The sequence below is a fragment of the Achromobacter sp. KK8 genome (assembly GCF_054188005.1).
The window spans coordinates 683,715-697,005 of the sequence record NZ_CM135178.1 but is presented as its reverse complement, the minus strand read 5'-3'; the positions used below and the strand labels follow the sequence as shown (position 1 = coordinate 697,005).

At 66.3% G+C, this 13,291-nt stretch carries 12 protein-coding genes; 2 read left to right on the top strand and 10 right to left on the bottom strand.

The genetic code is table 11. The annotated features are described in order from the left end of the window. Positions 1–4: 4 nt before the first annotated feature. The 7 genes from ACVN9Z_RS03250 to ACVN9Z_RS03220 all read right to left on the bottom strand — a co-directional run bounded on the left by ACVN9Z_RS03250 (position 5) and on the right by ACVN9Z_RS03220 (position 6,889). Positions 5–925 (bottom strand): branched-chain amino acid ABC transporter permease, encoded by a 921-nt coding sequence (locus ACVN9Z_RS03250; RefSeq protein WP_006391326.1) that lies wholly within the window; start codon positions 923–925, stop codon positions 5–7. 35 nt (positions 926–960) lie between these two features. Further along, positions 961–2,136, bottom strand: coding sequence for an ABC transporter substrate-binding protein (locus ACVN9Z_RS03245; protein WP_024070372.1), 1,176 nt, complete (start codon positions 2,134–2,136; stop codon positions 961–963). A gap of 50 nt (positions 2,137–2,186) precedes the next feature. After that, on the bottom strand, positions 2,187–3,188 hold the full coding sequence (locus tag ACVN9Z_RS03240) for an amidohydrolase family protein (RefSeq protein ID WP_024070371.1): 1,002 nt from the start codon (positions 3,186–3,188) through the stop codon (positions 2,187–2,189). Between the two features lie 32 nt (positions 3,189–3,220). Next, entirely contained in the window at positions 3,221–3,772 is a 552-nt protein-coding gene (locus ACVN9Z_RS03235; protein ID WP_020926369.1) for a 3-hydroxyanthranilate 3,4-dioxygenase, read from the bottom strand. Positions 3,773–3,924: 152 nt separating this feature from the next. Then, positions 3,925–4,890: a LysR substrate-binding domain-containing protein gene (locus ACVN9Z_RS03230; RefSeq protein ID WP_035201050.1), complete on the bottom strand. Its 966-nt coding sequence runs from the start codon at positions 4,888–4,890 to the stop codon at positions 3,925–3,927. An 84-nt stretch (positions 4,891–4,974) separates the two neighbouring features. Then, a complete protein-coding gene (locus ACVN9Z_RS03225; protein ID WP_054515965.1) occupies positions 4,975–5,406 on the bottom strand; it encodes a RidA family protein in 432 nt (143 codons plus the stop codon). 25 nt (positions 5,407–5,431) lie between these two features. Further along, a complete protein-coding gene (locus tag ACVN9Z_RS03220) occupies positions 5,432–6,889 on the bottom strand; it encodes a 2-hydroxymuconic semialdehyde dehydrogenase (protein ID WP_458213121.1) in 1,458 nt (485 codons plus the stop codon). 226 nt (positions 6,890–7,115) lie between these two features. On the opposite strand from ACVN9Z_RS03220, the gene ACVN9Z_RS03215 reads away from it, so the two are divergent. Next, entirely contained in the window at positions 7,116–7,598 is a 483-nt protein-coding gene (locus tag ACVN9Z_RS03215) for a MarR family winged helix-turn-helix transcriptional regulator (protein WP_102949848.1), read from the top strand. Between the two features lie 78 nt (positions 7,599–7,676). On the opposite strand, the gene ACVN9Z_RS03210 is transcribed toward ACVN9Z_RS03215, so the two are convergent. The 3 genes from ACVN9Z_RS03210 to groES form a co-directional block, all read right to left on the bottom strand. Further along, complete coding sequence (locus ACVN9Z_RS03210; protein ID WP_047991848.1) at positions 7,677–8,624, bottom strand: YihY/virulence factor BrkB family protein; 948 nt, start codon at positions 8,622–8,624, stop codon at positions 7,677–7,679. Positions 8,625–8,827: 203 nt separating this feature from the next. Further along, positions 8,828–10,468 carry a chaperonin GroEL gene (gene groL, locus ACVN9Z_RS03205; RefSeq protein ID WP_006385976.1) on the bottom strand — a complete coding sequence of 547 codons (1,641 nt, stop codon included), beginning with the start codon at positions 10,466–10,468 and terminating at the stop codon, positions 8,828–8,830. Positions 10,469–10,505: 37 nt separating this feature from the next. After that, positions 10,506–10,793, bottom strand: a complete 288-nt coding sequence (groES, locus tag ACVN9Z_RS03200; protein ID WP_006385977.1) for a co-chaperone GroES — start codon at positions 10,791–10,793, stop codon at positions 10,506–10,508. 697 nt (positions 10,794–11,490) lie between these two features. On the opposite strand from groES, the gene ACVN9Z_RS03195 reads away from it, so the two are divergent. After that, positions 11,491–13,287 (top strand): ATP-dependent nuclease, encoded by a 1,797-nt coding sequence (locus ACVN9Z_RS03195; protein WP_458213120.1) that lies wholly within the window; start codon positions 11,491–11,493, stop codon positions 13,285–13,287. Positions 13,288–13,291: the final 4 nt, after the last annotated feature.

Below are 13,291 nucleotides of genomic sequence, written 5' to 3'. Positions count from 1 at the left end.
GGCGCTAGCCGTGCCGCACGGGAAACAGGCCCTGCGGCCGCAGCGCCAGCACCAGCGCCATGACGATGTAGATCAGCATCGAGGCGATCGCCGGCCCGGCCGCGTTGGCGGCGGCCGGCGGCAGCGCGGCGCGCAGCAGGGCGGGCAGCAGCGCCCGGCCCAGCGTGTCCACCAGCCCCACCATCAGCGCCGCCAGGAAGGCGCCGCGCACCGAGCCGATGCCGCCGATAACGATGACCACCAGCGTCAGGATCAGGATCGGTTCGCCCATGCCGGTCTGCGCCGACAGGATCGGCCCTGCCATCAACCCGGCCACGCCGGCCAGCACCGCGCCCAGCACGAACAGCAGCGTGTTCAGGCGCGCGATGTTCACGCCCAGCGCGCCCACCATCATGCGGTCGGTGGAGCCGGCGCGGATCAGCATGCCCAGCCGCGTGCGGTGGATCAGCACGTAGCAGCCCGCCGCCACCGCCAGCCCCGCCACGATGATGAGAAAGCGGTATAGCGGGTAGGTGACGCCCAGCAGGTCGATGGTGCCCGACAGCCACGACGGCAGGCCCATGCTGATGGGCGCAGGGCCCCAGATGATGCGGGTCAGCTCGTTGAAGAACAGGATGAAACCGAAGGTGGCGAGCACCTGGTCCAGGTGCTCGCGCGGATACAGCCGCGCCAGCGCGATGCGGTCCAGCAGCAGGCCTAGCAGCGCCATGCCCGCCACCACGGCGGCGGCCGCCAGCAGGAACGAGCCGCTGTGGCGGAACACGGTGGCCGCGATGAAGGCGCCCATCATGTACAGCGAGCCGTGCGCCAGGTTGATGAAGTTCATGATGCCGAACACCAGCGTCAGCCCGGCGGCCAGCAGGAAAAGCAGGATACCCAGTTGCAGGCCGTTCAGGGCCTGCACCAGCAGCAATGTCGCGGACATGGCGCCTTACCTCGTTCTTGCCCGGCAGGCCGGCGTCATTTCATGGCGCACTGCGCGGCGTACTGGTCGGAGACCTTGGACAGGTCGGCGAAGATCGGACCCTTGTTGACGAAACCGACCTTGCCGTCCGCGCCCGCCGCCACGTCGGCGCGGAAGAAGCCGGCCACCGGGAAATGGTTGGGTTGGTAGCGGAACTCGCCGCGCACCGATGCGAAGTCGGCGGCTTCCAGCGCCTTGCGCAAGGCTTCCTTGTCGTCGGTCTTGCCGCCGGTGCGCTTGAGCGCCGAGCCGATCAGTTGCGCCGCGTCCCACGACTGGGCCGCGTAGCTGGACGGCTCGCGGCCGTACTTCTGGCGGAAGGCGGCGGCGAAGGCCTTGTTGGCGGCGTTGTCCAGGTCCGGCGAATACGGCACGTTGGTGACCGCGCCCAGCGCATCCTTCTGCAGCGCGGGCAGGGTGGCGCCGTCGATGGTGTCGACCGACAGCAGCGGGATCTTGTCGAACAGGCCCGCCTGCCGGTACTGCTTGATGAAGTTCACGCCCATGCCGCCGGGAAAGAACACGTAGGCGGCATCGGGCCTGGCATCGGCCAGCGCCGCCAGTTCGACCGAGTAGTCCGGCTGGTTGACCTGGGTGAAGACCTCGTTGACCACCTCGCCCTTGAAGAAGCGCTTGAAGCCGGCCATGGCGTCCTTGCCGGCCTGGTAGTTGGGCGCCAGCAGGTAGACCTTTCTGAAGCCCATCTGGTTGGCCATCTCGCCGCTGCCTTCGTGGCGCTGGGTGTTGTTCCACGAGGTCGAGAAAAAGAACGGCGAACAGTCCTTGCCCGCCAGGTTGGTGGGGCCGGCGTTCGAGCCCACCAGGAACACGCCGGCGCCCGTCACCGGCCGCGCCACCGCCAGCATCACGTTCGAATACACGATGCCGGTGATGATCGGCACCTTGTCGCTCTGCACCAGCTTGCGCGCGGCCTGCACGCCGATCTCGGGCTTGAACTGGTCGTCTTCCTTGATGACCTGCACCGGCACGCCGCCCAGCTTGCCGCCGCCCTGTTCCACGGCCAGCATGAAGCCGTCGAGCTGGTCCTGCCCCAGCACCGAGCCGGGGCCGGTCAACGTGGTCAGCAGGCCGATCTTGACGTCGGCCCAGGCGGCGGCCCCGGGAGCCAGGGCCACGGCCGCCGCGGCGGCCAGCAGATGGATGCGTTTCATGGTGAATCCCCTTGCGTTGCCGTGTGTCACGGTCATGGTTGGCGGGCGGCTCAGCGATCCAGCCCGAAGAACGTCTGCGTGTTGGCCGCCAGGATCTTGTGCTGCACCGCAGGCAACAGGTCGGAATTCGACACCAGCCGGCCGACCTCCTGTTCGCCCAGCGGGTACGGATAATCGGAGCCCAGCAGCACGCGGTCCTCGCCCATCACGTCGATCAACAGCCGCAGCGAGCGCGGATCGAACACGGCGCTGTCGACGTAGAAGCGGTCGGTGTACGACGAGGGCAGTTGCGGACAGTCCTGACGCACGATGTCGCGGTGGCGCCAGGCGTTGTCCACGCGTCCCAGCAGGAAGGCGAAGCTGCCGCCGCCGTGGGCGAAGCACAGCTTCAGGCTGCGGGGGATGCGCTCGAACGCGCCGGACAGGATCAGCGACAGGATGCCCAGCTGGGTTTCGGCGGGCATCGCCACCAGCCACGGCAGCATCCAGCGCTTCATGCGGCCGTCGGTCATCATGTCCCAAGGGTGCACCAGCACCGGGATGCCTTCGTCGGCGCAATGCACCAGGAACCGCACCAGCGTGTCGTCGTCCAGGTCGCGCGGGCCGACGTGGTTGCCGATCTGCACGCCCAGGTGACCGGCGGCGCGGGCCCGCGAGGCCTCGCGGCAGGCTAGCTCCAGGTCCTGCAGCGGCACCTGCGCCAAGGCCTTGAGGCGGTCGGGCGCGAAGGCGCAGTGCTCCAGCGCCAGGTCGTTCATGCGCGCGGCCCAGTCGGCCGCGGCCCGCGCGGGATAGCTGTAGCCGAACATCACCGGCGTGGCGCACAGGATCTGCAGGTCGACGCCGTGGCGGTCCATCTGTTCGACGCGCAGGGCCGGGTCCCACAACGTGGCATCGACCGGGCGGAAGGGGCGGTCGCCGGCCATGATCTGGCCGGTCGAGCCATCGCCGTCGCGCCGCAGCCAGGGCGCGTCCACCGGGTCCAGCGCCGCTGCTTCCTGCCGCGTGATGGGCGGGAAGAAGTGCGCGTGCATATCGATTTTCAAGGTCATGGAAAGAAAGTTGCGGCGGGTTGGGGAGGGCGTCAGGCGGGCGACGGCTGCGCGGCGGAGGCTTGCGCCTTGCCGGGGTGGAGCGCGCCGCAGCCGGGGCAGGTGCGCTTTTCCTCGCTGGCATAGAAGGCCTGGAACAGCGGCGGCAGGTCGGTCACGATGCTTTTGAGCTGCACCTCGACGCGGTGCACCAGGTGGCCGCAATGCGGGCAATACCATTCGAAGCCGTCCAGCAGCCCCTGCGGGCGCTGGCGCTCGATCACCAGACAGGCGCTGCCGGTCTCGGGGCGTTGCGGCGAATGGCGCACATGCGGCGGCAACAGAAAGATGTCGCCTTCCTTCAGGTCGACCCGTTCGGGCTTGCCGTCGATCCACAGCGACAGCCAGGCGTTGCCGCGCACCTGGTAGAAGAACTCTTCCAGCGGATCGTCGTGGTAATCGGTGCGCAGGTTGGGGCCGCCGACCACGGTGACGATGAAATCGGCGTCCTGCCAGATCTGCTGGTTGCCCACCGGCGGTTGCAGCAGGTGGGCGTGGTCCTGGATCCAACGCTGGAAATTCAGGGGCGGGCCATAGGCGGGCATGACGGTCTCCGAAAGGCTCGTGCGGACTTCGCTGAAGGCAAGTCTAGGCGGGGGAGGGGCGCGCGGCACAATAGAAATTGCGCGGTTGGATATGCGGGGTATCTATCGCGGGGTTTCCCTGAACGGGATATCCCGGATGCGGTGGCCGGCGCTCAAGCGCTGGCGGGGCGCTGCGCGGCGATCTGTTTCAGGTAGTCGACCAGCCGCAGGCAGGCGGGCGTCAACGGCCGGTCGGCGCGGATCGAATAGCCGACATCGCCGAACGCGCCGAAGGCGTCGGTGGGCAGGCGTGTCAGCACGCCCATGGCCAGGAACTGGGCCGCGGCGTCGTAGGGCATCAGCGCCAGCGCGTCGCTGTGCATCAGGATGCCGATATTGGTCAGCAGCGACAGCGACTCGACGTGGCGCGTGGGCAGCCGCACGCCGGCATCGAAGAAGCTGCGCTCGATCGAGGCGCGCAGCGGCGAGGTCGGCGCGGGCAGGATCCAGATGTGGTCGGCCAGCTCGGCCAGCGTCACGCGCGCGGCGCCCGCGAGCGGATGGCGCGCGCCGGCCACCAGGCACAGGTCTTCGCGGTACAGCTGGTGGTGATCGACGGCCACGCCCGAGATTGATGCCATGTCGGCGCCCGGCAGCCGGCCCACCACGATGTCGACGTCGCCCGTGGCCAGCGCTGGCAGCAACTGCGCCGATGGGCCCTCGCGCACGGTGACCTGGATGCCGGGGTGCTCCGTCATCAGCCGCGCGATGGCCTCGGGCAGCAGCTTGGCCGAGGCCGCGATCAGCGTGCCCACCACCACGTGGCCGCTGGCGCCGCCCAGCACCGCGTCGATGTCGTCGGCCATGTAGCGGATCTCGGCCATCATGGCGTGCACGCGGCGGCCCAGCACCAGCGCCAGCTCGGTCGGCGTGACGCCGCGATTGGAGCGCTCGAACAGTGTCGCGCCGAAGAAGGCCTCCAGGTCGTGGATGGCCTTGGTGACGGTAGGCTGGGTCAGGTGCATGTCGCTGGCGGCGCGCGACAGCGAGCGGCGCGTCAGCACGCGTTCGAAGATCTGCAGCTGGTGCAGCTTCAGTTTGTGGCTGAGCGCGTTGGGCGTGATGCGGAAGTTCGACATGCGCGCGGCCGTCCCGGCGGGGCGGCGATCCTGTTCCGAAGGCGAAGCCGCAAGGCGGTCGGGCGCCATGGCCGCGCGCGCCGCTCAGCGCGCCTGCGGCTTGTACGCCACCGCCTTGATCTCAATCAGCAATTGCGGGTGCGGCAACTGATGCACCGCCACGGTGGTGCGTGCCGGTCCATCGGCGTCGAAGAACTCGCCGTAGACCTGATTGTAGCCACCGAAGTCGTTCATGTTGACCAGGAAAGTACTGATCTCGACCACGTCCGCCAGGCTGGCGCCGGCGCTGGCCAGGATGTCGCGGATGTTCTCGATCACCGCGCGCGTCTGCACGCGGATGTCGAGTGTGGCGGTGCCCATCGCGTCGACCTCGGCGCCAGCGATGCGGTTGTCAGGCAGGCGCGAGCTGGTGCCGGAGACGAACAGGAAGTCGCCGGCGCGTTTGATGTGGGGATACTTGCCGCGCGGGGTGGCCTTGCCGGCGACGACGCTGGCGCTGGTGGAAGATTGGGTCATGGCGTGTCCTTGGAGGCGTTGTGCATCACAGCTTGATGCAGACGTTGGTGGGCTCGGTATAGAAATGCAGCGAATGGCGGCCGCCCTCGCGGCCGATGCCCGACAGGCCGCTGCCGCCGAACGGCGTGCGCAGGTCGCGCAGGAACCAGCAATTGACCCACGCCAGGCCGACCTTCATGGCCTGCGCGACGCGGTGGCCGCGGGTCAGGTCCTGGGTCCAGACGGCAGCGGCCAGGCCGTAGCGGGTGTCGTTGGCCAGGCGGATGGCCTCCTCCTCGGTGTCGAACGGCGCCACGTGGCAGACCGGACCGAACACTTCTTCCTTGATGCAGCGCGCGCTCTCGGGCAGGCCGGTCCAGATGGTCGGCTGCACGTAGGCGCCGGCGTCGCGCGCATCGCCGAACACCGGCACGCCGCCGCCGGTGACCACGGTGGCGCCTTCCTCGCGCGCCAGCGCAAAGTACGACAGCACCTTGTCGCGGTGCTCGCGCGACACCAGCGGCCCCATGGCGGTGTCCGCGTCATTGGGCCAGCCGATGCGCAACGTCCGCGCGCGCTCGGCCAGCGCGGCGACGAAGCGTTCGTAGATCGGACGCTGCACGTACACGCGTTCGGTGCACAGGCAGACCTGGCCGCAGTTGGCGAACACCGAGCGCGCGGTGCCGTCGACCGCCGCCTCGAAGTCGGCGTCGGCGAACACCAGCGCCGCGTTCTTGCCGCCCAGCTCGAACGACACCGGCTTCACGCCCGGCGCCACGGCGCGCATGATGGCCGCGCCGGTGGCCGATTCGCCGGTGAAGGTGATGCCGTCGATATCCGGATGCGTGGTGATGAATTCGCCCGCCGAGCCCGGTCCGAAGCCATGCGTCAGGTTCAGCACGCCGGGCGGCAGCCCGGCCTCGTGCGCGACCTCGGCCAGCAGCGTGGCGGTGGAGGGTGTGACTTCCGACGGCTTCATGATGACGGTGTTGCCGAACGCCAGCGCCGGCGCCACCTTCCAGGTCAGCAGCAGCAGCGGCAGGTTCCACGGCGATATCACCCCGACCACGCCCAGCGGCTTGCGGTAGGCGTAGTTCAGCGCCTGGCGGCCGTCGGGCGTGTCGGTCATGTAGCTTTCCATGTCCAGCGTGCGCGCCAGCTCGGCGAAGGTTCGGAAATTGGCGGCGCCGCGCGGAATGTCGATCTGGCTGGCCCAGGAGACCGGCTTGCCGGTGTCGCCGATCTCGGCCTGCAGGAAATCGTCGAAGCGGCGGTCGATGCCGTCGGCCAGCGCCAGCAGGTGGTCGGTGCGCTGGCCCACCGGCAGCGCGGCCCACGCCGGCAGGGCGCGGTGCGCGGCGGCGACGGCGCGGTCGACCTGCTCGCGGCTGGCTTCATGGGCCTGGGCGATCAGCGCGTGATCCACCGGGCTGTGTTTGTCGAAGGTGGACGCGCCGTCTTCGAAGCGGCCGTCGATATAGTTGCGCAGCTGGCGGATCGTCATGATCGGGATTCCGGGAAGGATCTCGCCTGGTGTCGGCGATAAAATACGTATACGTACTATTGTGGCGATATTAGGCAGCGCCTGGAGCGAAGTCAATGCAGGGTTTTGCCCAGGATGGCGGCGTCGGCGCCAGGGGCCGCCCGGAGCCGGCCTGCCGCCGTGCCGGACCCGCCGGGTACTGACCGCTCCGGCCTACAATCGCCAGGCCCTTTCCATGGAAAGCCCCATGACCGTTTCCCGTTCGACCTCTCGTCCGGCCCCGCCCCGCGCCTTGCGGGAATTCGACCTGACCCAGGTGGCCTCGCACCTGCTGCGCCGCGCCCACTTCCGCGCCGAGGCGCTGTTCGCGCAGGCCTTTCCCGACGAGGACCTGACGCCACGCCAGAAGGCCCTGCTGATCACGGTCTACCAGAACCCGGGCGCGACCCAGAACCGCATCGCCGAACTGATCGCGCTGGACCGCAATTCCTTCGCCGAGATGATCGCCCGCATGACCGCCAAGGGCTATGTGCGACGCACGCGCTCGGCCGAGGATGGCCGCGCCTACGCGCTGGAGATCTCCGACGAGGGCATGGCGTTGCTGGCGCGGGTGTTGCCGCGTGATGCCGAGGTGGAGGCCCAGGTGCTGGCGCCGATTCCGGAGGAACTGCGGCCGGTGTTCCTGCGATGCCTGCGCCTGATGGCGGGGTTGGAGTCGCCCGCGGCGTAGTGGGCTACCGGGCGCCGCCGCTTCCAGGCTTGCCGGCGCAAGGCAGGCCGTGAGGCCGTGAAATGGCCGGATGCGGTCTCAGGGCGCGTCCGAAGGCGGAGGCCCTGCCGCAGACGTCGGGGCGGATGCCGCCGTCGCGTCCTTGCCCTTGGCCTCGCGCCCGAAGCGCAGCGCGAACTGCCGCGTGAACACCGCGCCGAAAAAGAAGATCTGCGCCGAATAATAGATCCACAGCAGCAGCGCGATCAGCGACCCGGCCGCGCCGTAGGCCGACACCGCCGCGCCCCGGCTCAGGTACACGCCGATCCCCCACTTGCCCACCAGGAACAGCGCCGCCGTGACGATGGCGCCGGGAATCACGTCGCGCCACGAAATCCGCGCGCTCGGCAGCAGCTTGAAGATCACCGCGAACAGCGCCACCACCACCGAAAACGAAAACAGGCTGGAAAGCCAGTCGGCCACCGTGGCCACCGCCGACGCGGCCCACAGGTCGCCGTAGTACTTGCGCGCGGCCCCCAGCGCCGCGTTCACGGTCAGCGAAATCAACAGGAACAACGCCAGCACCAGCACCAGGCCGAACGACAGCACCCGGCTGCGGACCATGCCGTGGATCCCGCCTTTCTGGTTGCCGGATACTTCCCACAGGTCATCGAGGCTGGCCTTCAGTTCGGCGAAGGCCGTGGTGGCGCTGAAGATCAGCACGAAGATCGAGATCAGCGCCGCGATCCAGCCGCCGCCGGATTCGTGGGCGCTGGCCAGCACCGTCTGGATCACCTCGGCGCCGCGTTCGCCGGTCAGGTCGCGCAGCGACGAGAACAGCTCCGAGCGCACCGCGTCCTCGCCGAAGAAGGCGCCCGCCACGGCGATGACCAGGATCAGCATCGGCGCCAGCGAAAACACCATGTACAACGCCAGCGCCGCGCCTTTGCTGGAGGCGCGGTGGGTCGACCACTGGTTGGCGGAATCCATCAGCAGCCCGCCGATCTCCGACGGACGCAGGACACGCAGGCTGTTGGGAAGGCGCATGGATCTGGGCTCGGGCTAGGGAGCCTTCATTGTAGGGACGCATACGCCGGCGCGAAACCATGAACTTGTTGGCAAACGTTCCGGGATTTGGCGCGACGGCCGGGTCCGTAAAAAGAAAAACCCCCGGGGCGAAGGTCCGGGGGTCTTTCGGGGTACTGCGTTCCCCGGCCGAAGCCGGGGAGGCCTTGCAGGGGAAGCGGGACTTAGAAGTCCATGCCGCCCATGCCGCCCATGCCGCCGGGCATGGCCGGGGCAGCGGGCTTGTCTTCGGCCAGTTCCACAACGGCGGCTTCGGCGGTCAGCAGCAGGCTGGCGACGGAGGCGGCGTTCTGCAGGGCGGTGCGGGTCACCTTGGTGGGATCCAGCACGCCTTGCTCGACCAGGTCGGTGTACTCGCCGGTCGCGGCGTTGTAGCCGTAGTTGCCCTTGCCTTGCAGCACGGTGTTGACCACCACGCTGGCTTCTTCGCCGGCGTTGGTGACGATGGTGCGCAGCGGCTCTTCGACAGCGCGCAGGATCAGCTTGATGCCGGCGTTCTGGTCAGGCGTGTCGCCCTTCAGGTCGGTGATGGCTTGCTTGGCGCGCAGCAGGGCCACGCCGCCGCCGGCCACAACGCCTTCTTCCACCGCAGCGCGCGTGGCGTGCAGGGCGTCTTCGACGCGAGCCTTCTTTTCCTTCATTTCGACTTCGGTGGCAGCGCCAACGCGAATCACGGCAACGCCGCCGGCCAGCTTGGCCACGCGTTCTTGCAGCTTTTCACGGTCGTAGTCGGAAGTGGCTTCTTCGATCTGGATGCGGATCTGCTTGACGCGCGCTTCGATCGACTTGCTGTCGCCAGCGCCGTCGATGATCGTGGTGTTTTCCTTGCCCACTTCGATGCGCTTGGCTTGACCCAGCTCGGCCAGGGTGGCCTTTTCCAGCGACATGCCGGTTTCTTCGGAGATCACCGTGCCGCCCGTCAGGATGGCGATGTCTTCCAGCATGGCCTTGCGGCGGTCGCCGAAGCCAGGCGCCTTGACGGCGGTGGTCTTCAGGATGCCACGGATGTTGTTGACCACCAGGGTCGCCAGGGCTTCGCCCTCGACGTCTTCGGCGATGATCAGCAGCGGACGGCTCGACTTGGCGACTTGTTCCAGCACCGGCAGCAGGTCACGGATGTTGCTGATCTTCTTGTCGAAGATCAGGACGAACGGGTCTTCCAGCGCGGCGACTTGCTTTTCCGGGCTGTTGATGAAGTAGGGCGACAGGTAGCCGCGGTCGAATTGCATGCCTTCGACGACGTCCAGCTCGTTTTCCAGCGACTTGCCGTCTTCGACGGTGATGACGCCTTCCTTGCCGACCTTGTCCATCGCGTCAGCGATGATCTGGCCGATCGAGGAATCGCTGTTGGCCGAGATCGAGCCGACCTGGGCGATTTCCTTGCTGGTCGTGACCGGCTTGGATTGCTTCTTCAGTTCGGCGACGGCGGCGGCGACGGCCTTGTCGATGCCGCGCTTCAGGTCGATCGGGTTGAAACCGGCGGCAACGTACTTCAGGCCTTCCTGAACGATGGCCTGGGCCAGCACGGTGGCGGTGGTGGTGCCGTCACCGGCGTTGTCGGAGGTCTTGGAGGCGACGTCCTTGACCAGCTGGGCGCCGATGTTCTCGAACTTGTCCTTCAGTTCGATTTCCTTGGCGACGGAGACGCCGTCCTTGGTCACGGTCGGGGCGCCGAACGAGCGCTCCAGCACGACGTTGCGACCCTTGGGGCCCAGGGTGGTCTTGACGGCATTGGCGAGGACATTCACGCCACGGACGATGCGCACGCGGGCGTCGTCACCGAACAGTACTTGCTTGGCAGCCATTTGTTAGCTTCCTTCGAAAATTCGTTTGAGGCAGGGTTTACTGGACCACGGCGAGGATTTCGTCCTCGCGGATGACGAGCAGCTCTTCGCCATCGACCTTGACGGCCTGGCCGGCGTACTTGCCGAACAGAACCTTGTCGCCAGCCTTCAGGTCGACCGGCAGGATCTTGCCGTCTTCGGTCTTCTTGCCGGGGCCGACGGCCACGACTTCACCCTGGTCGGGCTTTTCAGCGGCGCTGTCGGGGATGACGATGCCCGACGCAGTCTTGCGCTCGTTTTCGAGGCGTTTGACGATCACGCGATCGCCCAGGGGACGCAAGGCCATGAGGAACTCCTGTTACTAAAGAAGAAAGTGAATGATCGGTTGGGCCCGGGAGGACTGTTAGCACTCACCGGAGTCGAGTGCTAATTATAGGGATGATGTTCCGGGGTTCAAGGGGGAGAGCGGTGGCTGTTACATATGGGGCGGGCGGCCATGCTCCTTATGGTGCGTCCCTTTTTTTGGCGGGTTGAGCTGATGTCGAATTTCGTTCAACTTGAGATTTGGTTCGCCGAAGTTGGGGTGTAACAAATGTGTAGATCGTGACGGTGCGCGGTCTGTGGCGGAGCTTTGGGAATTTCATGCCGAAAATAGCTTCGCAGGTTCTTCTCGTCGCTCCGGGCCTAAAGAGCACTTTGGTCCATCGAAGTTGGTAGGCGGCAGGAAATGGTTCACTCAACTTGAGATTCGGGGCGAAAAGTTCGCTCAACTTGGCGGATTTGAACTCGCGCGACCAAGGGCGCACTGTCTTGCCTATAGGGCAGGTGTCACGATGCCAGTTTTAAGCTGCACGGGCCCAATCGCGGATGCAGGGGGATGCGGGTGTGGCGGCTGTTTGGAAAATAGCCGGGTGCTCCTTTCATGACCGTGCACGTGTGTCCGCACAGCCGCGACGACGGTAGTGGGCTGCCTCTTGCTCCGTTGTGGCAGAGTGTGTATATGTGTAAGTGTTCGCACCCGCGAGATACACGGAGATGGCCTTATGAAGATTGTCCAGGTCAGAATCGCGAACTTCCGCGGGATCGCGGAGGGCACGGTTCATTTCGACGGACACAGCGTGCTCGTTGGCGACAACAACGTGGGGAAATCTACGCTGCTGGAGGCGATTGATCTGGTGCTGGGACCAGAGCGGCTATCCCGTCGCCCGGTTGTGGACGAGCACGACTTCTATGCAGGCCAGTATCTCAGTGCCGACGGGCAGCCGAACCCGCTGTTCGTCGAAGTCATCGTCGCGGACCTCAATGATGAGCAGCTGCGGCACTTCCGCGAGCATTTGGAATGGTGGGACACAAAAGCGGAGACGCTAGTGGGCGGTCCGCCGGCCGAGAAGACCGACGCCGTCGGAGTCGGCCCTGCACTACGCGTGTTCTTCCGCGGAGCGTACGACACAGCGGAAGACGACTTCCTGGGCAACACTTTCTTCGCGCTTCCCGCCCCAATTGGTGCCGCTGAGTACCAGACGTTCCGCGCCTCCGACAAGCGCAAGTGCGGCTTCCTCTACCTACGAACGGTGCGCACTGGCTCTCGAGCACTCAGCTTGGAGCGCGGCTCGTTGCTCGATGTGATTCTGCGGCTTCAGGACTCGCGCCTCAAAATGTGGGAGGAGTTGTTGCGTTCACTGCGCATCTTGCCGGTGGCAGAGAAGCCCGAGCTCGGCGTCACCGCGCTGCTGTCCGAGGTGCAAGACTCGATTAAAAGATTCGTCCCGTCTGACTGGGCAGAGGATCCGCACATGCGCGTCTCGGATCTCACGCGCGAAACCCTGCGCCGAACATTGACGGTCTTTATGGGTACAGGCGCGAAGCGCCCGGATGGCAGCACCTACGCGGCTCCGTACCAGCACCAGGGCACGGGCACCATCAATACGTTGGTGCTCGCGCTACTGTCTATCATCGCCGAACTCAAGCAGAACGTCATCTTTGCCATGGAGGAGCCCGAGACGGCGCTGCCTCCGCACACCCAGAAGCGCATCGTCAGCAGCGTGCGTGAGAAGTCGGCGCAGGCCCTCTTCACATCGCACTCCCCATACGTGCTCGAGGAGTTCGAGCCAGGGCAGATCAAGGTGCTCAAGCGCTCGAGGGGCGTGATGACCTCGGTTTCCGCCAGCTTGCCGCCAACGATCAAGCCGAAGGCCTACAAGGCGGAGTTTCGGGCGCGCTTCTGCGAGGCACTGCTTGCTAAGTACGTTCTCATCGTTGAGGGACGCACGGAGTTCGACGCGCTGCCGGCGGCCGCGCGTACGCTCAGCCAGGCCGAGCCACAGTACTTCAAATCGCTTGAGGCGCTTGGCGTAGCGGTTATCGATGCCAAGACGGATTCTCAGGTCGCGCCGCTTGGCAACTTCTTTAGGACTCTAGGCAAGACTGTCTTCGCGGTTTTCGACAAGCAGGATGAGGTACAAATCGCGCTCATTCGTGCTGCTGTCGACCACCCGTACGAATCACCCATGAAAGGATTCGAGTCCCTGGTGCTGCAGGGTACCAGCGAAGACGCGATTCGGCGTTATGCGCTGGGCGTGGTGGCGGACGGCGAGTGGCCACAGCACTTGATTCACCTGACCCCCAGTGCAGAGTCCGATCTGCCGACGTTGAGGGATGCGCTGTCGGAGTACTTCGCCTGGGGCAAGGGTAGCGGTCAGGCGGCCGATCTGCTGGCGTGTTGCTCTGGTTGGCAAGAGACGCCCGAATATATCGCCAGTTGCCTACATGGCATATTCCGTGTCATTGAGCCTCCGCCTCCAGAGCCACCTACACCGTCCATCGAACCTACCTCAGCCTGACGTC